The following is a 20,689-nucleotide window of genomic DNA, read 5'->3' as shown; positions in this document are numbered from 1 at the left end:
AGGCCCATATTGCCGGTGGCCGTCTCTCGGTACGCTGCGCCCTCTACATGGCGAGCCTCTCCGCCATCCGCGCCAATCCCCCGATCCGAGACTTCTACCAGCGCCTGCGCGACCAGGGAAAACCCGGCAAGCTCGCCATCGTCGCCGCCATGCGCAAACTCATCACCACAGCCAACGCCGTCATCGCCAACGATGCACCATGGAAGGGCAAAAGCGATTGACATCAAACACGGTTGCTCAGGGGAGGGAGGCGCCAGCGCATAGGCCGGTGTTCATCGCCTCCCTCCCACCTGTGTGGAGGGAATGAGGGTGGGGTCGTGTAGCCGGGATGAAATGGCTGCTGTACGAAGGAACCTAAAGTACCACCTGAGTACCAATTTCCACCACACGACCGGTCGGGATATGGAAATATTCCGTAGCGTCGCTGGCGTTCTTGGCGAGGCGCGTGAATAGCCGGTCCTGCCAGAAGCGTAGCGGATTTCCCGGCTTCGGTCCTGCCTTCAGCGAGCGGCGCGACAGGAAGAACGAGGTCGACATGATGTCGAACTTCCAGCCCAGCTTGCGCGCCAGCACCAGTGCCTTCGGAATATTCGGGCTTTCCATATAGCCGAAGGTGACGACGACGCGGCTGAACAGCTCGTTGTAGGCGTCTATAGTGACCTTCTCATCGTCCGGCACGCGCGGCGATGGCGAGGTGCGGACCGTCAGGATGACGTTCTGCTCATGCAACACCTTATAGTGCTTCAGACTATGAAGCAGCGCCGTCGGCGCGCCCTCGATATCGCTGGTCAGGAACACGGCAGTGCCGGGCACCAGCGTTGGCTTTTTCTTGGCCAGATTGTCTACCAGGAACTGCAACGGCACCTCGTCGCGACGGGTCTTTTCCGCCAGTCGCTTGCGGCCTGCCATCCAGCTCCACATGATCACGGCCACGACCACCGCAACCACGGCTGGCACCCAGCCGCCTTGGAACAATTTGGCAGCATTGGCCGCAAAGAAGCCGCCATCGATGATGGCAAACACCACGCCAAATGCGATGACCGCGGCCGGATGCCATTTCCAGTTGCGCCACATCACGACCAGCAACAGCGACAGCGTCACGATCATGACGCCGGACACGGCAATGCCATAAGCGGCCGAAAGCGCGCTGGAACTGCGGAACATCAGCACCAAAACCAGCACGCCGATCATCAGCATGGTGTTGATCTGCGGCATGTAAATCTGCCCGCTCTGGGTTTCCGAGGTATGCGTCACCACCATGCGCGGCAAAATATTGAGGGCGATGGCCTGCTGGGTCAGGCTATAGGTGCCGGAAATGACCGCCTGACTGGCGATGATCGTAGCGAGTGTGGCCAGGCCAACGAAAGGCAGCAGCGCCCACTCAGGCTGCATTTCAAAGAATGGACTTTCGACGTTCTCAACACCCACCTGAAGCACGAAAGCGCCTTGGCCGAAGTAGTTGAGCAGCAGGCACGGAAACACCAGCCCGAACCAGGCAAGAACGATCGGCCTGCGACCAAAGTGTCCAAGATCGACATACAGCGCCTCCGCACCGGTGACCGCCAGGAAAATGGCGCCGATCACCACGAAGGCGATGCCGAAGTGCGTGGTCAGAAACTGCAGCCCCAGCAGCGGGTTGAACGCCCACAACACCGCTGGATTGCCGATAACGTGGACCAGGCCGGAAAACCCGAGTACCAGAAACCACAGCGCTGTCACCGGGCCGAAAACGATCGATACCTTGGCCGTGCCAAGCCGCTGTACGAGAAAGATGCCGACGATGATGACCAGCGTGATCGGCACCACCCATCGCGTCAGGCTGGGTGCAACCAGTTCGATGCCTTCCACGGCGGACAGCACCGACACGGCCGGCGTAATGATGGCGTCGCCATAAAACAGCGCTGCCCCCAGCACACCCAGCACGGTGATCCACACCGGCGGATTGGTGAAAGTCTTGCGCGCCAACGCGACCAGCGACAGCGTGCCGCCTTCGCCATTGTTGTCGGCGCGGGTCACGAAGAATACGTATTTGAGCGAAACCGTCAGGGTCAGCGCCCATACGATCAGCGACAGCAGCCCCAGGATTTCGGTGACGCTGGAGGCAGCGCCGGGCCGGATATGCATGGCCTCGCGGAAGGCGTAAATCGGGCTGGTGCCGATATCGCCATAAACCACGCCTAGTGCGCCGAGAATAAGCACGGGAAGATCTTTGCGGGCTTTGGAGTGGCCGCCCGCATCGACACCGGCAGACTTGCTGCCGGGCGTATTCGTCTGCGTCATGAACCTGTTGCTCTCTCGGTCGAAGGCGGCGCCGCTATACACCGGCCTATCGTCGCATACAACACAATCCCCTCACAATGGTTCAAAGCGGCCCCAACCCCCTGTGGCCAGGTGACTAACGCAAAACAGCTGGGCCGCCCCTTTTGGAGCGGCCCAGCCGGTAAACGAAGATTTGGAGGTCTTCGAACTGTTATTCGGCAGCCTGGGCGGTCACAACGTCGTTTGCGCGAGCAGCCTTGGTTGCGTTGCCCCACCAGATAATCTGGTCCAGCATGTCCTTGGCCGAATTGCCGATCGAGCCTTCGATCTCGGAAATCCCCTTGGTGCCGCCAAAGCCAGGGTGAACGGCAGCGAAATCAGCACCACCGATGTGGACGGCCGAACGGGTCGGGACCATCTGCAGTTCGACGCCAATGTTGCGCAGGTGCTCGACGGCACGCGCGCCACCTACAGTGCCGTAACCCACGGCGCTGAATACCTTCTTGTTCCAGTTGATATAGGCTTGGTCGAGGGCATTCTTGAGAGCGCCAGTCACCGAGCGGTTGTACTCGGCGGTGATGAAGATGTAGCCGTCGAATTCACTGATCTTGTTCTGCCACTTGACCGCGTTCTGGTTGGCCGAAGGCATCCAGGCATTGGAAGCTATTTCGTCAAACAGCGGCAGGTCGAAGTCGCGTACGTCGACGATTTCGGCGTCGATCTCGGCGCGTTCATTGGCCTTGTCGAGAATCCACTTTGCAGGCAGGTCGCCAAAGCGGGTCGGACGGGTCGAGCCAATAACGATAGCAATCTTGAGTTTGGACATCACATGCCCTCCTTGGTAACAAATCGTAACTGAGGCGATATATGTGCCTAAGCCGAATAGTCGCAAGGAGGCACCTTGTTGTGGTGCGGGTACAGCAATCACCCTAAGGCACACTTTAGTAAGTATTGGTATCGTTTGGGTTTTTTCGGGAAATGGCAGGCAAATTGACCAATTGGCAGCGAGTGTATTACCCGCCGAGACTGACTGTTCGACGAGTGCAATACAATGCGGCGCGGCCTAGCTACCGAGCACATCCCGGTATTGCTGCACTGCTTCGGCGAAGCCCATTAGGAGGGCGTCCGCCGTAATGCCATGGCCGATGGAAACTTCGGCGACATGCGGCACCGCCGACTGGAAAGCAGCTAGATTCGCGAGCGTCAGATCATGCCCGGCATTGACGCCCATGCCTGCCGCGTGGGCCGCCTGCGCAGTATGCGCCAGGGCCGCAAGTTCGCGCACCGCACGATCCGGGTCGTCATAGCAGCCGCCATAGGGGCCAGTGTAAAGCTCGATCCGGTCGGCACCTGTCGCCTTGGCAGCGGCCACCCCCTCGACACCGGCATCGGGATCGCAGAACAGCGATATCCGTCGGTTGGGCGCCTTGAGGCGCTGCACCACCGAAGTCAGGAAATTGCCCTTGCCGCGAAAGTCCCAGCCATGGTCCGAAGTCGCCTGCGCCGGATCGTCGGGCACCAGCGTCACCTGAGCCGGCTTGACCTGGTCAACCAATGCGAAAAAGTCCTCGCTGGGATAGCCTTCGATATTGAACTCGGTCTCCCGATATTCCTCGCGCAGCAATGCTGCCAGATCAAATACGTCGCCTCGCCGGATATGCCGCTCATCGGGCCGCGGATGCACCGTAACGCCGCTGGCCCCTGCATCGAGCACTACGCGGGCAATGCCGACCACGCTCGGCCACGGCAGGTCGCGCCGGTTGCGAAGCTGGGCGACGGCATTGAGATTGACGGAAAGCAGTGTCATGGCAGGGACTCGAAAAGCGATGTCCCTGCTCTATAGCAGACTGGGCGAACCGCCCAATCCTACGTTGTGATGGCAGCGATCACCCCAGGTGATCACATGCCCTGCGGGCCGCGCGAGATGGCGGCGAGGCCGGTGCGGACCACTTCGACGAGGCCAAGCGGCTGCATTAGGGCGATGAAGCTATCGATCTTGGCCGGCTTGCCTGTGACCTCAAAGACGAAGCTTTCCACTGTCGCATCCACGATCTGGGCCCGGAACGCATCGGCCAGGCGCAGCGTCTCGGCCCGGCTGTCGCCCGAACCGGCCACCTTGATCAGCGCCAGTTCGCGCTCCAGCGAGGCGCCTTCGGCGGTAAGATCATGCACCTTGTGTACCGGGATCAGCCGCTCGAGCTGCAGCTTGATCTGGGTCAGCGTCTTGGGAGTGGCGATGACGACGACGGTGATGCGACTAAGTCGCCGCCCGTGTTCCGTCTCGCTGACGGTGAGGCTTTCGATATTGTAGCCGCGCGCCGAAAACAGGCCGACGACTCGGGCCAGTATACCCGGCTCGTTATCGACCAGCACCGACAGCGTATGCCGCTCGATATCCTGGGTTTCCTTGGTCAGAAAGTAAGCCGATCCGGTCGGCTGCAGATGTGCGTTCATGATTATGTCCTCTGCAGCGCCCTAAACGAGCTGCCGTCCCTTCTCGTCGATGATGTCCCCGATATTGGCGGTATCGGGCAGGATGATCTCGTTGTGCGGCTTGCCCGACGGGATCATCGGCAGGCAGTTTTCGTCCTTCTCGACCATGCAGTCGAACAGCACCGGGCCGTCGTAATCGAGCATTTCGGCAATCGTCGCATCGAGCTCGGCCGGATTGCTGCAGCGGATGCCCTTGCCGCCATAAGCCTCGGCCAGCTTGACGAAATCGGGCAGCGACTCCGAATAGGAATGGGCGTAGCGCGAGCCATGCAGCAGGTCCTGCCACTGCCGGACCATGCCCATGCGCTCATTGTTGAGGATGAAGATCTTGACCGGCAGTCGGTATTGCACCGCTGTCGACATTTCCTGCATCGTCATCTGCACCGAGGCCTCGCCGGCGATATCGATCACCAGCGCCTCGGGATGCGCCACCTGCACGCCGACCGCAGCCGGCAGGCCATAGCCCATGGTGCCAAGGCCACCCGAGGTCATCCAGCGGTTGGGCTGGTCGAAGTGGAAATGCTGCGCCGCCCACATCTGGTGCTGGCCGACTTCGGTGGTGATATACACCTCCTTGGCCTGCTTTTTGGTCGCCTGATACAGCCGCTCGATGGCATATTGCGGCTTGATGATCGTCTCGGAATTCTTGTAGCCGAGCGAGTTCACCGCCCGCCACGTTTCGATCTGCTTCCACCACGGCGCCAACGCTTCGCTGCGCGACTGGTTGGTCTTGCTGCGCCAGACGCGGACCATCTCGGACAGCACGCGCGCGCAATCACCGATGATCGGGATATCGACATTGACCACCTTGTTAATCGAAGACGGATCGATATCGACGTGGATCTTGGCGCTGTTGGGCGAAAAGGCATCGATGCGGCCGGTGATGCGATCATCGAAGCGTGCGCCGATATTGATCATGACATCGCAGTCATGCATGGCCAGGTTTGCCTCGTAGGTACCATGCATCCCCAGCATGCCCATCCACTGCGAATTGGACGCCGGGAAAGCGCCAAGCCCCATCAGCGTCGAGGTCACCGGGAAGCCTGTGAGCTCGGCCAGTTCGCGCAGGTGCTCGGACGCTGCCGGGCCAGCGTTGATTACGCCGCCGCCGGTATAAAAAATCGGCCGCTCGGCCTTCAGCATCAGGTCGACCGCCGCCTCGATGGCAGCCGCATCGCCGTCCATCTGCGGACGATAGCTCTGGTGACGCAGCGTGTCGAAATCGGGCTTGTAATAGTCGCCCAATGCGAACTGCACGTCCTTGGGAATATCGACCACCACCGGACCGGGCCGGCCGGTCGTGGCGATGAGGAACGCCTCATGCATGATGCGCGGCAGGTCTTCGATCCGCTTCACCAGATAATTATACTTGGTGCAGCTCCGGGTGATGCCGACGGTGTCGCATTCCTGGAACGCGTCCGAACCGATCAGCGTCGTCGGCACCTGCGCCGTGATGCAGACCAGCGGGATCGAGTCCATCAGCGCATCGGTGAGGCCAGTGACCGCATTGGTGGCGCCGGGGCCGGAGGTGACCAGAACCACGCCGGGCTTGCCGGTCGAGCGCGCATAGCCCTCGGCCATGTGCGTCGCGCCCTGCTCATGCCGCACGAGGATATGCTGCACCGTGTCCTGCTGGAACATCGCATCATAGATCGGTAGGGCCGCGCCGCCCGGATAGCCGAAAACATGCTCCACCCCCTGATCGATCAGGGCCTGTATCACCATCTCGGCGCCGGTCATTTTTTCGGCCATCGTCTCTTCCTTCCAAAAGTCTAGTTGGGAGCCCAGTCTCGTAGCGGCAAAAACCGGGCAATAAAAAAGGCCCCGTTCGGGACCTGTTTTCGGCGCACCAGCTATCGCGCGGGAACTTATCCCACGTTGCTGATGCGCCTGCCTACTACGAGAATGAGTGCCCGCACGGGACCTCTCCTTGAAATTACGGACGTACTGATAGGGTCATTGCGCCGAATGTGTCAAGGCCCCGGCCAAACACTAAATGTTCCGCCTAACTATTGACCGCTCAGATACGATCACTTAACGTAGCGCTTAACAGTCAATAAGGAGACCACCAATGACCGACCGATCCATCGCCCATGGCACCTTCGTGCTGGAACGCACCTATCCCGCCAGTCCTGCACGCGTATTCCGCGCTTGGTCCGACCCGGCGGTCAAGGCAACCTGGTTTGGCGACGGCACCGCCCCGGCCGAGTTCGATTTCCGCGAGGGCGGACGCGAGCTGGTCATGGGCGGTGAAGGTGACGGCGAGTTTGGCTTCGACGTCCTCTACCAGGACATCGTCGAGAACAATCGCATCATCTACACCTATTACATGACCATGGGCGGCAAGCGCATTTCGGTGTCCGTCGCCGCCATCGAGCTGTTTGCCGAAGGCAGCGGCACCCGCATGACCGTCACCGAACACGGCTGCTTCCTCGACGGCCTCGACAACATGGAACAGCGCAAGCGCGGCACCTCCGACCTGCTGGATGCCCTGGGGCGCGAACTGGCCAAAAACTAGGCAACAACTAGTCCCGCATTTGAATCGACAAAGCCATCAAACCATAGTCCATAGAAGCGTCTTCAAACCTTCAGGACCGCCAAGCCACCAATGCCACGGACTATCCTGCCTCTTGGCATTGCAATGATTTTCCTGGCGCTGGCGGCGATCACCGCCGGCATGGTCCTGCCCGCCGGGCCGATGCAGTGGCTGGTCATTATTGGCGCCGTTGCGGCGGGCTACATGGCGCTAAATATCGGCGCCAATGATGTCGCCAACAATGTGGGGCCTGCGGTCGGCGCCAAGGCGCTAACCATGGGTATGGCGCTGGCCATTGCGGCAAGTTTCGACGCTGCGGGCGCGCTGCTGGCCGGTGGCGATGTGGTCGATACGGTCGCCAACGACATCATTTCGCTCAATGCCGGCTTTTCCTCGCTGACGATGATCCAGGTCATGATCTCGGCCTTGCTTGCCGCAGCGCTCTGGGTCAACGCATCCACCTTTGTCGGCGCTCCGGTTTCGACCACCCACGCCATAATCGGCGGCATTGTCGGCGCTGCCGTAGCTGCCGCGGGTATGGGCGCGGTAAGTTGGCCCACGGTCGGCATGATAGCAGTGAGCTGGATGCTGTCGCCTGTGCTCGGCGCGGTGTTTGCAGCGGGCCTTCACTCCGCAATTCGCCGCACCATCACCCGCCGGGCCAACAAGCTCGCCGCAGCCCGTATCTGGGTGCCCATTCTCGTCGCCGCCATGTCCGGCATTTTTGCCATGTATCTGGCGACCAAGGCACTGACCCAATGGTGGCAGCCCGGTCTGGTGCCAACGCTGCTGGTGGGCCTCGCCGCCGCCGCTATCGGCTACCTGATTTCAATGCCTTGGGTGCGGATGCGCTCGCTCGGGCTGAACAACCGCAAGAAGCAGGTGGCCACGCTGTTCCGGCCGCCGCTGATCGTGGCCGCCGCATTGTTGTCCTTTGCCCACGGCGCCAACGATGTTGCCAATGCGCTGGGGCCGCTGGTCGCCATCGTGCGCGCCGCGCATCTCGCGGCCAACGATGCATTTCATGTGGTGCCCTGGGAACTGGCAATCGGCGCGGCCGGCATTGCGGTAGGCATCGCGCTGTTCGGCCCCCGCGTCATCCACACCGTCGGCGAGCAGATCACCAAGCTCAATGAAATCCGCGCCTTCTGCGTCGCCCTGTCAGCGGCGGTTACAGTGCTGACCGCATCGGTTTTGGGCTTGCCCGTCTCGTCAACCCATGTCGCGGTCGGCGCAGTGTTTGGCGTCGGCTTCGTGCGCGAATTCCTCGCCATCCGCAACATGAACGGCGCCGCCGTGCCGGTGAGGGCAAGCCTGGTGGATGCGTCCACGCTCAACGACCGGCCCGAACAGGCCTTGGCACGCGAGCGCCGTAATGAACGACGTTATCTGGTGAGGCGCCTCAAGGTTGCCCAGATAGCAGCGGCCTGGGTAGTTACCCTGCCCGCGTCCGCCATTCTCGCAGCCACGGTCTACCGCGTCCTGCTTGCCTTCACTGGGTGACGTGCTAAGTCGCTAGTTGCTTGTGAAAGCTCTCGGCAATCCGCACCAGCGAACGATCATCCAGCAGGCGGCGCGTTTCTGCTAGCAGGGCCCAGTGTCGAAGCCGCTGGTCCATCTCGTCCCACGTCTCATGCTGCGCATCGACGCGGAGTGGATACAGGTCGACATCGACCACCATGCCCTTGTCCGAATTTTGATAGCTGCCGGCGGGCTCCTTAGCGATCTGGCCAGTGACGCCGGCTTCTTCCAGCGCTTCTTTGGCGGCGCTGTCCCAGGCCGTCATGCCGGTGCTGATCGAACCCTTGGGAAAAATCCAGCGTCCGGTGCGCCGTGAAGTCACCAGCAGGAACACCACGCGATTCTCGATGACGCTATAGGGCAGAGCGCCCGACTGCCTGGTGCCAGGGATGTGGTCGACCCTCGGGCTCCAATGGCGCAGGAATTCAAGCAGCATGGACCGCCCTCGATCTGTTTGTTCCGGAGACACGTTTGCGCCAGCCCGACTGTCGAGTCGACCCCGGCGCATCCCCCCTGTGCGACGCCAACAAAAAAGGGCCCCGTGGGGCCCTTCGAAAACAGATCTTTTGAGCTTAGCTCAGCAGCGTCAGGTTGGTCGCCGATTCCTTGCCATCACGGCCGGTCTCGATCTCGTAGGTTACCTTGTCGTTCTCATACAGGCCCTGCAGGCCTGAACGCTGAACGGCGGAGATATGGACGAAGGCATCCTTGCCGCCGTTATCGGGCGAGATAAAGCCGAAGCCCTTGGTCGTGTTGAAGAATTTTACGGTACCGTTGATGGCAGCCATAGAAGTAGTCCTCGCAGTGGACACCGCCGAAGCGGGTAGGGTTGAAATTGGGCCTGTTAGTCTAGAGCCCAGTCAGCGCAAATTATAAACGCAGGGTCGAAATATGGCCGTTCGATTTCATAAATTCAAGTCAGTTCATTATTCAAAGAGGCACTCGGCCCGGATTTCTCCGGGCCGAGTGCCTGTTGCGCCTTGGGGCGCATGCAGCATGGGGCGATGCTGCAACTCTCGTTAGCCGCGTGGGCAAGTGTCGCGATAGCGGCTGCCATCTGGGCGCTGGTAAACGCAAACATTGTTCCCGCTGCTCGAGCGACCGACAACGTCACCGGCAGCAGCGCCAACAACAGCGCCGACACCAGCACCAACGGCGGTGCTGAGCACGCTACCGCCTGCAGCAGCGCCAATTACGCCACCGCCAACAGCGCCGATAGCGGCACCCTGCTGCGTGGTGGTGCAGGCGGCCATTGACAGGCAGGTTGCGGCGATTATCAGGATCTTATGCATTGGAAACCCTCCAGGAAAACTATCGAGGCGGAAATGCACGGCGCTGTGATTGGTTCCAGCTAACACCAAAACAAAATTAACTAAAATTGTCAGGCCCGACGCCACAGTGCCCCGGCCACGACGATGACCAGCCAACCGCCGATCATGCCGACGCCTCCTATGGGCGCCGCACCGGGGAACAGGCCATGGCCAACCCATTCCCGCATGCCGAGATCGCCGGCAAAGATCATCGTGCCCGCAGCAATAAGCACGCTCGCCAAACCCAGCAACCGGCCCTGACCAAAGAGGCCAAGCGCCAGCAAAGCCGGTCCGTGCGAGAGGCATATGGCGGCAATGGCAGCCAGGTTACGCGACTCCCCGGCATGCGAGGCGGCCGCAGCGCTGGCAACGCCTGCAGCGCCGATCAGCCCGGCTGCTGCCAGCACCAGCCGCATCGTGTCCCTATCGCCAGCCATCGGTGTGCCCTCTTCCGCATTGGAGAGCTTTCCTCTAGATCAATCGCCGCGAGTAGGACAATCAAATGAGCGACCAGATCACGGCTGCACCCAGCGTTGCCGCCGAAACTATTTCTAGCAGGGCTAGCTGGATTGCCGAGTTGCGCGCCACTTTTACCTTGGCTTGGCCGCTTGTCATCGCGCAACTTGCGCAGAATGCGCTGCATACCACCGATGTCATTCTGCTCGGCTGGCTCGGTTCGAGCTATCTTGCGGCCGGCACCCTGGCCGTCACTTTCCTGATGCCATTTCTCGTCGGCGGCGTAGGCCTTGTCGGCGCCGTCGCGCCACTGGTCGCGCAGGCACGCGGGTCGCGGGACATCAAGGCCGTCCGCCGGATCGTCCGGCAGGGATGCTGGGCGGCCATCGCGCTGGCCATGGTTCTAGTTCCCATCGTGCTGCAGATCCGCCCGATCTTCGGCTTGCTGGGCCAGGACCCGGCAGCGACACTCATGGCGGAGACCTTCATCCAGATCGCCGCTTGGTCGCTGTTTCCGGCCCTCGGTATTATTGCCTTCCGCTCGCTGCTCTCGGCCTTCGACGCCACCCGCGCCATCCTGATCATCACCGTGCTCGGCGTGCTGCTCAACGCGGCGATCGCCTATGTGCTGATCTTTGGGCACTTCGGCATTCCGCGGCTTGAGTTACGCGGCGCCGCCATCGCGACGCTGGTGACCAACATTGCCATGTTCCTGATGATGGTGGGTTACGTGCTGCGCCATCGCCGGCTCAAGCGCTTCCACGTTCTGGCGCGGTTCTGGAAGCCCGACTGGTTCCGATTCCGCGAAATCTTCCGCATCGGCACGCCAATCGGGCTGACCGTACTGGCCGAAGTCGGTCTGTTCACCGCCGCTGCCTTGCTGATGGGCCGTCTAGGCACTGACGAGGTGGCAGCCCACGCCATCGCCCTGCAATGCGCCTCCATGGCCTTCATGGTGCCGCTGGGCCTCGGCATCGCCGCCACCGTTCGCGTTGGCACGGCCTATGGCCGCAGCGACCCGGAGGGCGTTCGCAAGGCCGGTTGGACCGCTTTTGTCCTCGGCACCGGCTTCATGGCGCTGACCTGCACCCTGTTCCTCACCATGGGCCCGAGTATCGTCACCCTGTTCCTCGACCCGCACGTCCCTGAAAATGCAAACGCCCTCGCACTGGCTGCGACCTTCCTCGTCGTGGCCGGCGTGTTCCAGCTCGTCGACGGCGCCCAGGTCACCGCCGCCCATGCCCTGCGCGGATTGAGCGACACCAAGATACCAATGGTCTTGGCGATCTTCGGCTACTGGGCCGTGGGCCTGCCCATCGCCTACATCCTCGGCTTCGTCGTCGGCTGGCGCGGCGTCGGCATCTGGATCGGCCTCGCCGCTGGCCTGGCCTTTGTCGCGGTCGTCCTTGTCACCCGCTTCGCCCTACGCGAACGTCTCGGGCTGATGCGCGCCCGCTAGACCGCGCGCCGGGTCCAATCGCTGAACCGGTTGCGAAACCACGTCCGCTGTCGCTTGGCATATTGCTGGGTAGCGATGGTCGCCAGCTTGATCGCCTCGTCGCGGCTAATCACTCCGTCGAGCCAGTCACCGATTTCGCGCACGCCGATCGCCTTCATCACGGACACTGCCGGGTCGAGTTCGAGCACCCGCAGTGCCGTCACCTCGTCCACGGCCCCATTTGAAAACATCGCCTCGAACCGCAGGGCGATTCGCATGCGCAGCACATCTCGATCCGGGTCCAGAACCATGCGATCAATAGTAGAAAAATCAGCCAGCAGGCTTGCAGACATTTCGTCCTGGAAGCTGGACAGCATGCGGCCTGTAGCGCGTTTGACCGCCAAGGCACGGATCAGGCGCTGCGGGTCGGCCACCTTGAGCCGCCCGGCAGCGACTGGATCTTCGGAGCGCAGTAGATCGAGCCGCTGCTCGCCATCAAGCCCTTGAATCTCTTCTTGAACTTGAAGCGTGAGCTCAGCGGATATTTTGGGGACGTCGGCGAATCCATTTAGCAGCGCATCGAAGTAAAGCCCTGTTCCGCCAACGAAAATCAGCGGGCGTACCGGATCGGCTTGCTGGATTACCTCAGCCACCGCAGTCAGCCACTGCCCCGTCGAAAACCGCATGGAGGCCGGCACCGTGCCGTATAGTCGATGCTCCACCTGCGCCATTTCAGCGCCGCTAGGTCGTGCCGTAACCACCTGCAGCGTATCATAAATCTGCATCGCGTCGGTGTTGACCACAATGCCGTTCTGCTCCTGCGCCATGGCAAGCGCCAGCGCCGACTTGCCGCTGGCAGTCGGACCCGCTATCAGGACGGCGCGACCCCGGATTGTCACACAATTCTCCTCAGAAAAGTCCCCATGCCAGTCCTTTGCCTCATCGCCAATCCTATCGATTCCGAACTCGACCCAAAGCTCGCCGAAGCGGTCATCAAAGAAGTCGGTGGCGAGCTGAATTGGCTCAACCATTCCATTGCCTGCGAGATCATTGAGCCGAAGTCAACCGACGCGCTGGCGCTGGCGCGCCAGATCATCGGCCATCGCAGGGTCGATGCCGCCGTAGTGCCGACCGAAAACCGCCGCAAGCAGATCCTTATCGCCGACATGGATTCCACCATGATAAACGAGGAATGCATCGACGAGCTGGCCGCTGCCTTGGGCATCAAGGAACAGGTCGCCGAGATCACCGACCGCGCCATGCGGGGCGAGCTGGACTTCGCCCAGGCGCTCGATACCCGCGTAGCCCTGCTCAAGGGGCTCGAGCGCAAGGTCATCGAGGAAATCCGCCGCGAGACCATCACCCTTGCTCAAGGTGGTCGCGCCTTGGTGCAAACCATGAAGGAATATGGCGCCTATACCGCGCTGGTCTCGGGCGGCTTCACCTTCTTCGCCGACTATTTCGGCAAGCGCATCGGCTTCCATGAAGCTATGGCAAACGTGCTCGAATTCGACGGCGATGCCCTGACCGGCACAGTAGCCAAGCCCATCGTTGACAAAAACACCAAGCGCCAGCGGCTGGAGGCACTCGCCACCGAACGCAATGTGCCGCTGAGCCAGACTATCGCGGTCGGCGATGGCGCCAATGATCTCGACATGATCCGCATCGCCGGCTTCGGCGTGGCGCTGCATGCCAAGCCTGCCGTCGCCGCAGAAGCCGGCATTCGCATCGATCATGGCGACCTGACTGCCTTGCTTTATCTGCAGGGTTTCACGGACGAAGACATCGTTCGGTAGGGCTTAACCGCGCCCCTTCCAGGGGCGTGATCAGATGCACCCTTCCAAACAAAAAAAAGCCGGCGCTGAGCGCCGGCTTTTGTTTCCATGACATACCCGATTACGGCGTCGCCGCAGGTGTCGGAGCAGGCGCTTCGACTGGTGGCGGAACATCGGTGCCCACGGTAGGCGAAAGCTGCGAGCCATCTTCAAGCGTCAAGGTTGGCACGGTGCTTTCCTCGATACCCAAACCATCGAGCGCCGGCTCGGTGCTCGCCGGTGCCGTGATAGGCGCGGCGGTCGGCTGGATCGGTGTCGACAGGTTGGGATTGGCAGCCGGGATCGAGCCATTCGAGCCGAAGTACTTGAAGAACTCGCTATCGGGCGAGAGCATCATGGTCGTGCCGGTATTCACCAGCGCCGCCTTGTACGCTTCCATCGAGCGATAAAACTCGAAGAACTCCGTATCCTGGCCATAAGCCGCAGCGAACAGCCTGTTCCGCTCGGCATCGCCCGTACCACGGATGATCTCGGCGTCACGGGTGGAGGCAGCCACGATTTCGACGGCCTGGCGGTCGGCAATAGCGCGAAGCGACTGAGCCTGTTCCTGTCCACGAGCGCGAAGCAGAGCCGCTTCGGCAAGACGTTCGGCACGCATGCGCTCGAAGGTCGTGGCCGACACATCGGCATCAAGATCGGTACGCAGGATACGCACGTCGACGACGTTTATACCCAGTTCGGCAAGATCAGGACGGATCAGGTCGCGAGTTTCCTGCATCATCTGCTGGCGCTGGTCGGACAAGGCCGCGTTGAACTCACGCAAACCATAGACCTGACGCAGTGCAGCATCGAGGCTGGCGCCGATACGGGCTTCCGCCACCGACAGCTGACCCGTGGCACGTTCGCGGAAGCGGCGAGCGTCGGAGATCTTGTAGGTGAGGAAGGCATCCACCTGATAGAAGGCGTTGCCCGAAACCTGCACGCGCATATTGGCGATGTCATAGCGCAGCAGGCGATCCTCGAGGATCTGCACGCTGTCCACGATATCGGTCGGGATCTTGAAATAAACGCCCGGCTCGGTGCGGACGTCGGTGATTTGGCCAAAGCGCATGACGATGGCCTGTTCGCGCTCGTTGACCACATAGATCGACGAGAAGAACACGTAGAGAGCGGCGAGAATGACGACGCCGATGACGATGAGACGATTGTTCATGGCTTAGTTCCCCGCCGGAGTGGTGGCGTTGGTCCTGCCGCGCAGCTCAGGCAATGGCAGATAGGGCACGACGCCCTGCCCCCCAGCACCGTTCTCGACCAGCACCTTTTCAGAGCTAGCCAGCACCTCTTCCATGGTCTCAAGGAACAGGCGCTTGCGAGTCACTTCAGGCGAGTTGACATATTCGGCATAGATGGCGTTGAAGCGCTCGGCCTCACCGGTTGCTTCCTGCACCACGCGGTTGGTGTAGGCGGCTGCGTCTTCACGCAGGGCTGCCGCACGACCACGCGCATCACCCAGCAGGGTGTTGGCATAGGAACGAGCTTCTTCCTGCAGACGGGTTTCGTCCTGGCGGGCACGCTGCACTTCGTTGAAGGCATCGATGACTTCTGCAGGCGGGCCAGCATTTTCGACCAGCACCTGACTGACCTGAACGCCAAGGCCGTAGCTCTCAAGCGTTGACTGCGTAATGCTCAGCACTTCGGAGGCAATACCGCTGCGGTCATCGCTATAGATATCCTGTGCAGGACGGCGGCCAACCACTTCACGCATCGCGCTTTCGGCGGCAAAACGGACCATGGATTCCTGGTCGCGCACGTTGAACAGATAAGCGATTGGATCGCTAATCGCCCAAAACACCGAGAACTGCACGTTGACGATGTTCTGGTCACCCGACAGCATCAGGCCGTCGCTGGCGGCGGTTGACGTCCGCGCAGTGTTGTCCTCTGCAGCACCGATCTGGGTCTGGTTGACAGTGGTGGTTGCACGTTCGACGGTATCGACCGGCCACAGCAGGAAATGCAGGCCTGGGCCCGACAGTTCGGCCTTGGGCGCGCCGAAGCGCAGCTCGACGCCAACTTCCTGCGGATCGATCGTATAGACCGAATTGATGCCCCAGAAGGCGATCAGCGCGAGTACGCCGCCAACAATAGCCCAACGACCGCCGGGAAGGCCGCCCTTGAACTGATCGCGGCCGCGATTGAGAATATCTTCGAGGTTGGGCGTATTGCCGCCCCCTGGTCGACGGGGACCACCGCCGCCGCTACCACCGGGCGCTTGCCCCCAGGGACCGCCATTATTATTGCGGCCACCCCCGCCTCCGTTATTCTCCCAAGGCATCACGTTCCTTCCGGATCAATTCGTTTCGTTGAAGACTTATATAGGCAAGCGCTTGGCGCGATCAATGCGCAGCCCCCTGACGACGCGCGTACACTTTGACGCGGTAGCTGGCTTCGTCATTTGGACTGGGCGCCACTTCCGGCAGGTCCACAACCGCCCATTCCTCGGGCTTTATCGCCGGAAAACGGACGTCACCGGCCGGCGACAGGTCGATATGGCTGATGTAAAGCCGCTCGGCACGCGGCATAAGCTGAGCATAAAGTTCGCCACCGCCGATGATCATGATTTCGTCAGCGCCATCGGCCAAGGCGATTTCGCGGGCCTTTTTGACCGCGTGTTCCACGCTGTGACATACCAGAACGCCCTCGGGCTGATAGCCCTGCTGGCGGGTTATGACGATATTGGTGCGCCCCGGCAGCGGCTTGCCCACCGTCTCAAACTGCTTGCGCCCCATCACTATAGGCTTGCCCATGGTAGTCCGCTTAAAAAAAGCCATGTCGGACGGCACGCGCCACGGAATGGACTGCTCGCTACCGATGACGCCGTTTTCGGCCACCCCGGCAATCATCGCGATGGTGATGCTCATGGTGCACCCAACTTCAAAAGCGCCTCGCAATCGACGCGGACCTTGGTCCATTCGTCCTGCATGACGCCGCCCTGCGATTTGTAGAACTCGATGCTCGGCTCGTTCCAGTCGAGCACCCACCATTCAAAACGCCCCAGCCCTTCGGCGACGCAGCGCTGCGCCAGATTGACCAGCATTGCCTTGCCCAAGCCTTTGCCGCGCATAGAGGGATCGACATAGAGGTCTTCCAGCCAGATGCCGTAGCGGCCCTGGAAGGTCGAATAGGTGTAGAACCAGAGCGCGAAGCCGACCGGATTGCCCTCCCACTCCGCGATCTCGCAAAACACCTTCGGATCCCCGCCAAAAAGATCGCGCAGGATGTCGGTCTCGGTGGCCTTGGCCTCGTGGCTCAGGTTTTCATAAGCGGCAAGATCGGCAATGAACTGCACGATGGTGCCAGCATCAGCGTCAATTGCGGACCGGATGAATAATTGGTCAGTCACTAGTTATTCCCGATCGTCAGTGCCACGACCTCGTCCTTCGACAGGCTCAGGATGAGGTCTGCTTTGATAATGGCTGCTGGGGAGACCTCATGGTGAGCCTGTCAAACCACGAGGTTGGATTCACAAATCGCCGTTCCGGTTGAGGATAAGGATATCCAGTTCCCGCTCCGGCCAGAAGTCCGTCTTGACCATTTCAAAGGTCGTCGGTCCAATTTTCTTGATGTCGTCGCCGCAGAACGAGACCAGGTTGTCGGTGCTGCCCTTGTCCACCACGAGGCGAAACTTGCCGATGGCCCCACCGCTCCAATTACCGCCGGTGGTCAGGATGTAGGAAATCCAGCTCTCGGTGAAGGGCGCCGAATACGCCTCGTCCGGATTGGTCAGCGTCTTGCGCACGGCGGCCACGAAGCCATCGTCGGTGCAATATTTGGTGCGATATTCAGTCGCCGGGTCATAGCCTTCATAGGCCTCGCCGAGGAATGTGACGCCCACGGTGCCACCGACGCTCGGCTTGTACTTGTGCTCGACCGTGACCAGCTCACCAGCCGGGAAATCACCCTCCCACGTGTAGGTCGCCTTGTAGGTCCACGCCGGATAATAATGCTTTTCCCAGCCCTCGCCTTCGTCGTACTCATCCGGCGTCAGCATGCCCAGATGCAGCAGCTCCGCACGGGTCGCTTCATCGAGAGTGTCGGTCGCTTCGCTGGCCTGCTTGGTGATCGGCAATAGCGGCAGTCCCAGTTGCTTCAACAGCTTGCTGCGCTCGACGCCGAAGGCATAGGCATATTCATGCAGGGTTGCCTCGACAGGCCTGCCGTTCAGAGTGGTCTCGAACTGGAAATGATCGTCTTCCAGCCCCATCGGATAGGCGACGTCGGAGTACCAGCTCGGCACGATGTCAGGCATTGGGAAGGCGACAAGAATGTTCTGGTCGGTCTCGCTCGTATTGCGAAACTGATAGACCACCCGGATTTCGTCCTTCGAGATGAACAGCTCCTCGCTCTCCATCACGATGTCCGGATTAGTGACGAACTCCAGCCCACCCGTGGTGATCACCGCAGTGGTATCGTTGGCCAGCGCGGGCGTGACAGCCAGCAGTACCGCCGCCAAAACCTGTAGTGACTTCATCGCCTGTCCTCCATTGCGCATACCAATAGCACCCGGCACTTCCCGCGGAAGCCGAAATCTCGGTTGCCCAGCAGCTTTGAGGTTGCTGCCAGGCAGGCGGTTTAGACCGAAACCGCCGCCTTGATATGGGGATGCGGGTCGTAGCCTTCGAAGGTGAAATCCTCGAACACGAAATCCTCGATGCGCGTCACATCCGGATTGATCTTGAGCGTGGCAAGCGGCCGCGGGTCGCGCGTCAGCTGCAGCTTGGCCTGCTCGAAATGGTTGGAATAAAGATGCACGTCACCAAAGGTGTGGACGAAATCGCCCACGCCCAGCCCGGTCACCTGCGCCACCATATGGGTCAGCAGCGCATACGAGGCAGTGTTGAACGGCACGCCGAGAAACGTATCGGCGGAGCGCTGATACAGCTGGCAACTGAGCTTGCCGTTGGCCACATAAAACTGGAACAGGCAGTGGCACGGCGGCAGAGCCATCTCATCCACTTCTGCCGGGTTCCACGCGGAAACAATATGCCGGCGCGAATCGGGCTTGCTCCTGATGCTCTCGATGACTTGCGCAAGCTGATCGATCTTGCGCCCGTCCGGCGCTGGCCAGCTGCGCCATTGCGAGCCATAAACCGGCCCAAGATCGCCATTCTCGTCGGCCCATTCGTCCCAGATCTTGACGCCATGCTCCTGCAGCCAGCGCACATTGGTGTCGCCGCGAATGAACCACAACAGCTCATAGACGATGGATTTCAGATGCAGCTTCTTGGTCGTCAGCAGCGGAAACCCGGCATTGAGATCGAACCGCATTTGGTAGCCAAACAGGCTCCGCGTACCGGTACCAGTCCGATCGGACTTGTCGGCACCATGGTCGAGAATATCGGACATAAGCTTGAGATAGGGCTGCATGCCGACGAACCTACTTCGATTCGCCCTCGCCGACATGTCTCTCCACCAGCTTCGTCAACAGCTCGATCTGCTCCTGCTGCTTGGCGATCAGCTGCTTGAGATCATCGTTGCGAAGCTGATCGACCTTGTCGTGCAGCGCCATGATCTCGATCTCGGCCTTGAGGTTGCACTCATAGTCGTGGCTGGTCACCAACCGGTCTTTTGCGGTCTGCCGGTTCTGGCTCATCATGATCACCGGTGCCTGCATAGCGGCCAGCATCGACAGCAGCAGGTTGAGAAAGATGAACGGATACGGGTCGGGCGCGGATCCGCTCAGCAACAGATTGAGGCTGACCCATACGACCAGCACCACGCCAAAGCTGATGAGGAAAGTCCACGAGCCGCCGAACGAGGCCACTCGGTCGGCGAGTCGTTGGCCGAAGGTCGATTTTTCGTCGAACACCTCGCTGGTGTCCAGCGACAGCGCCTTTTTCCCGATGGCCTGCTGCAGCACCTGCCGCTCAACGCCGGTCAGCGCAGTTTCCCTCTTGCCCAAAAATCGCTCGGCGGCCTTGATGAGTATGTCGGACGACGTGTCGGTCATGATGAGTCCTGTGGCTGATTGCCACTATCTACACGGTTTGTCCGCCTGCATCGCTATCGGAACCCGCATCAGGCTGGGGCACGACCTCGTAAATCGTGACGGAGAAATCAGACAACAGGGCTGGCCCGAACTGCATGGATAACGCCACGTCGGTTGCGTCGCGGCCTATTGCCATCAGGGTGCGGCCAATGCGGGGTGTGTTGTGCCGCGCATCGGCTGTGTACCAATGTCCGCCAAGATAGACCTCGAACCAGCCGGAAAAATCCATCGGAAGTGGGACGGGAGGCACGCCGATGTCGCCGAGGGAACCGGTGCAATAGCGAGCAGGAATGTTCATGCAGCGGCACAACGTCAGCGCGAGATGGGCAAAGTCACGGCACACGCCGGTGCGCTCGGTAAAGGCACCAAACGCCGTGCGGGTCCGATCGGCGTTCTGGTAGTTGAAGCTTATGTGATTATGCACAAAATCGAGGATAGCCTGCACCATGGGCCAATTCTGCTGGACATGCCCAAACATTTGCCAGGCAATATCGGTCAGCTTGTCGGTCTCACAGTAGCGCGAACCCACCAGGTAGATCAGCGTGTCATCGGGCAGATCGCGAATGCTGTGTTGCGCCGCATCATGTGGCACGATGTCAGGCGTCCTAACATCATAGATATCGAACTCGGATGACACCGTCATCCTGCCCGGCGGCGCAGTGATGCGCGTGCAAACATTGCCGTAGCTGTCGACATAATCCCAGCTTTCCACGGCCGGCGAAAAGTTCAGCACATATGGGTGATGAGATCGGGGCGGCGGGAGCGGTGCAGGTTCAGCGCCAACAGCATAGGCGTGGGGCTTGGGCAGTCATAGCTCAGCAAAAAACCAACTCGGATTTGCATGGGCGGTTGGCC

General features: G+C 60.8%; 21 protein-coding genes and 2 pseudogenes. 5 read left to right on the top strand and 18 right to left on the bottom strand.

The genetic code is table 11. The features are described from left to right. Positions 1 to 221: pseudogene (locus WH91_RS23965) on the top strand (IS110 family transposase); the annotation flags it as partial. A gap of 133 nt (positions 222 to 354) precedes the next feature. Here the strand turns inward: WH91_RS23965 and WH91_RS22245 are convergent. From WH91_RS22245 to WH91_RS22225, 5 genes are all read right to left on the bottom strand, one after another. Next, a complete protein-coding gene (locus WH91_RS22245; RefSeq protein WP_046173197.1) occupies positions 355 to 2,280 on the bottom strand; it encodes a potassium transporter Kup in 1,926 nt (641 codons plus the stop codon). Between the two features lie 190 nt (positions 2,281 to 2,470). Continuing rightward, the gene (locus WH91_RS22240; protein WP_143078155.1) at positions 2,471 to 3,085 is read right to left on the bottom strand and encodes an NADPH-dependent FMN reductase; all 615 of its coding nucleotides are present in this window, start codon (positions 3,083 to 3,085) and stop codon (positions 2,471 to 2,473) included. 237 nt (positions 3,086 to 3,322) lie between these two features. Further along, positions 3,323 to 4,066, bottom strand: a complete 744-nt coding sequence (locus tag WH91_RS22235) for a pyridoxine 5'-phosphate synthase (protein ID WP_046173195.1) — start codon at positions 4,064 to 4,066, stop codon at positions 3,323 to 3,325. Positions 4,067 to 4,158: 92 nt separating this feature from the next. Continuing rightward, on the bottom strand, positions 4,159 to 4,713 hold the full coding sequence (gene ilvN, locus WH91_RS22230; protein ID WP_046173194.1) for an acetolactate synthase small subunit: 555 nt from the start codon (positions 4,711 to 4,713) through the stop codon (positions 4,159 to 4,161). Between the two features lie 21 nt (positions 4,714 to 4,734). After that, a complete protein-coding gene (locus WH91_RS22225) occupies positions 4,735 to 6,504 on the bottom strand; it encodes an acetolactate synthase 3 large subunit (protein WP_046173193.1) in 1,770 nt (589 codons plus the stop codon). A 319-nt stretch (positions 6,505 to 6,823) separates the two neighbouring features. Here WH91_RS22225 and WH91_RS22220 point away from each other — a divergent pair, with 319 nt between their 5' ends. Together WH91_RS22220 and WH91_RS22215 are read left to right on the top strand one after the other, a co-directional pair. Continuing rightward, complete coding sequence (locus WH91_RS22220; RefSeq protein ID WP_046173192.1) at positions 6,824 to 7,270, top strand: SRPBCC family protein; 447 nt, start codon at positions 6,824 to 6,826, stop codon at positions 7,268 to 7,270. A gap of 90 nt (positions 7,271 to 7,360) precedes the next feature. Continuing rightward, positions 7,361 to 8,791: an inorganic phosphate transporter gene (locus tag WH91_RS22215; RefSeq protein ID WP_046173191.1), complete on the top strand. Its 1,431-nt coding sequence runs from the start codon at positions 7,361 to 7,363 to the stop codon at positions 8,789 to 8,791. 4 nt (positions 8,792 to 8,795) lie between these two features. Here the strand turns inward: WH91_RS22215 and WH91_RS22210 are convergent, their stop codons facing one another. The 4 genes from WH91_RS22210 to WH91_RS22195 all read right to left on the bottom strand — a co-directional run bounded on the left by WH91_RS22210 (position 8,796) and on the right by WH91_RS22195 (position 10,556). Next, positions 8,796 to 9,245 carry an NUDIX hydrolase gene (locus WH91_RS22210; RefSeq protein ID WP_046173190.1) on the bottom strand — a complete coding sequence of 150 codons (450 nt, stop codon included), beginning with the start codon at positions 9,243 to 9,245 and terminating at the stop codon, positions 8,796 to 8,798. Positions 9,246 to 9,381: 136 nt separating this feature from the next. Then, the gene (locus WH91_RS22205) at positions 9,382 to 9,597 is read right to left on the bottom strand and encodes a cold-shock protein (RefSeq protein ID WP_046173189.1); all 216 of its coding nucleotides are present in this window, start codon (positions 9,595 to 9,597) and stop codon (positions 9,382 to 9,384) included. Between the two features lie 231 nt (positions 9,598 to 9,828). Then, positions 9,829 to 10,101: a YMGG-like glycine zipper-containing protein gene (locus tag WH91_RS23960; RefSeq protein ID WP_074797533.1), complete on the bottom strand. Its 273-nt coding sequence runs from the start codon at positions 10,099 to 10,101 to the stop codon at positions 9,829 to 9,831. 89 nt (positions 10,102 to 10,190) lie between these two features. Then, a complete protein-coding gene (locus WH91_RS22195) occupies positions 10,191 to 10,556 on the bottom strand; it encodes a DUF423 domain-containing protein (protein ID WP_046173187.1) in 366 nt (121 codons plus the stop codon). A 65-nt stretch (positions 10,557 to 10,621) separates the two neighbouring features. On the opposite strand from WH91_RS22195, the gene WH91_RS22190 reads away from it, so the two are divergent. Then, positions 10,622 to 12,034 (top strand): MATE family efflux transporter, encoded by a 1,413-nt coding sequence (locus WH91_RS22190; protein ID WP_046173186.1) that lies wholly within the window; start codon positions 10,622 to 10,624, stop codon positions 12,032 to 12,034. On the opposite strand, the gene miaA is transcribed toward WH91_RS22190, so the two are convergent. Next, complete coding sequence (gene miaA / locus WH91_RS22185; protein WP_244542388.1) at positions 12,031 to 12,840, bottom strand: tRNA (adenosine(37)-N6)-dimethylallyltransferase MiaA; 810 nt, start codon at positions 12,838 to 12,840, stop codon at positions 12,031 to 12,033. The two genes, WH91_RS22190 and miaA, sit on opposite strands and share 4 nt — an antisense overlap. A gap of 96 nt (positions 12,841 to 12,936) precedes the next feature. Between miaA and serB the strand changes: the two genes are divergently transcribed. Next, positions 12,937 to 13,809 (top strand): phosphoserine phosphatase SerB, encoded by an 873-nt coding sequence (gene serB, locus WH91_RS22180; protein WP_046173184.1) that lies wholly within the window; start codon positions 12,937 to 12,939, stop codon positions 13,807 to 13,809. 100 nt (positions 13,810 to 13,909) lie between these two features. Here serB and hflC read toward each other — a convergent pair whose 3' ends face one another. From hflC to WH91_RS22140, 8 genes and pseudogenes are all read right to left on the bottom strand, one after another. Then, positions 13,910 to 15,001, bottom strand: coding sequence for a protease modulator HflC (gene hflC / locus WH91_RS22175; protein ID WP_046173183.1), 1,092 nt, complete (start codon positions 14,999 to 15,001; stop codon positions 13,910 to 13,912). A gap of 3 nt (positions 15,002 to 15,004) precedes the next feature. Beyond that, positions 15,005 to 16,120 (bottom strand): FtsH protease activity modulator HflK, encoded by a 1,116-nt coding sequence (gene hflK, locus WH91_RS22170; RefSeq protein WP_046173182.1) that lies wholly within the window; start codon positions 16,118 to 16,120, stop codon positions 15,005 to 15,007. A gap of 61 nt (positions 16,121 to 16,181) precedes the next feature. Further along, entirely contained in the window at positions 16,182 to 16,706 is a 525-nt protein-coding gene (locus tag WH91_RS22165) for a dihydrofolate reductase (RefSeq protein ID WP_046173181.1), read from the bottom strand. Beyond that, positions 16,703 to 17,188: a GNAT family N-acetyltransferase gene (locus WH91_RS22160; protein ID WP_082102336.1), complete on the bottom strand. Its 486-nt coding sequence runs from the start codon at positions 17,186 to 17,188 to the stop codon at positions 16,703 to 16,705. Before WH91_RS22160 ends, WH91_RS22165 begins: the two co-directional genes overlap by 4 nt. Before the next feature lie 120 nt (positions 17,189 to 17,308). Then, the gene (locus tag WH91_RS22155) at positions 17,309 to 18,316 is read right to left on the bottom strand and encodes a DUF4424 domain-containing protein (RefSeq protein ID WP_046173180.1); all 1,008 of its coding nucleotides are present in this window, start codon (positions 18,314 to 18,316) and stop codon (positions 17,309 to 17,311) included. 101 nt (positions 18,317 to 18,417) lie between these two features. Then, the gene (locus WH91_RS22150) at positions 18,418 to 19,212 is read right to left on the bottom strand and encodes a thymidylate synthase (protein WP_046173179.1); all 795 of its coding nucleotides are present in this window, start codon (positions 19,210 to 19,212) and stop codon (positions 18,418 to 18,420) included. A 10-nt stretch (positions 19,213 to 19,222) separates the two neighbouring features. Next, the gene (locus tag WH91_RS22145; RefSeq protein ID WP_046173178.1) at positions 19,223 to 19,795 is read right to left on the bottom strand and encodes a DUF1003 domain-containing protein; all 573 of its coding nucleotides are present in this window, start codon (positions 19,793 to 19,795) and stop codon (positions 19,223 to 19,225) included. Between the two features lie 28 nt (positions 19,796 to 19,823). Further along, a pseudogene (locus tag WH91_RS22140) lies at positions 19,824 to 20,677 on the bottom strand (transglutaminase-like domain-containing protein). Between the last annotated feature and the right edge of the window lie 12 nt (positions 20,678 to 20,689).

The sequence above is a fragment of the Devosia psychrophila genome (assembly GCF_000971275.1).
Classification (GTDB): Bacteria; Pseudomonadota; Alphaproteobacteria; order Rhizobiales; family Devosiaceae; genus Devosia; species Devosia psychrophila.
This window is presented reverse-complemented; position numbering and strand designations above follow the sequence as displayed.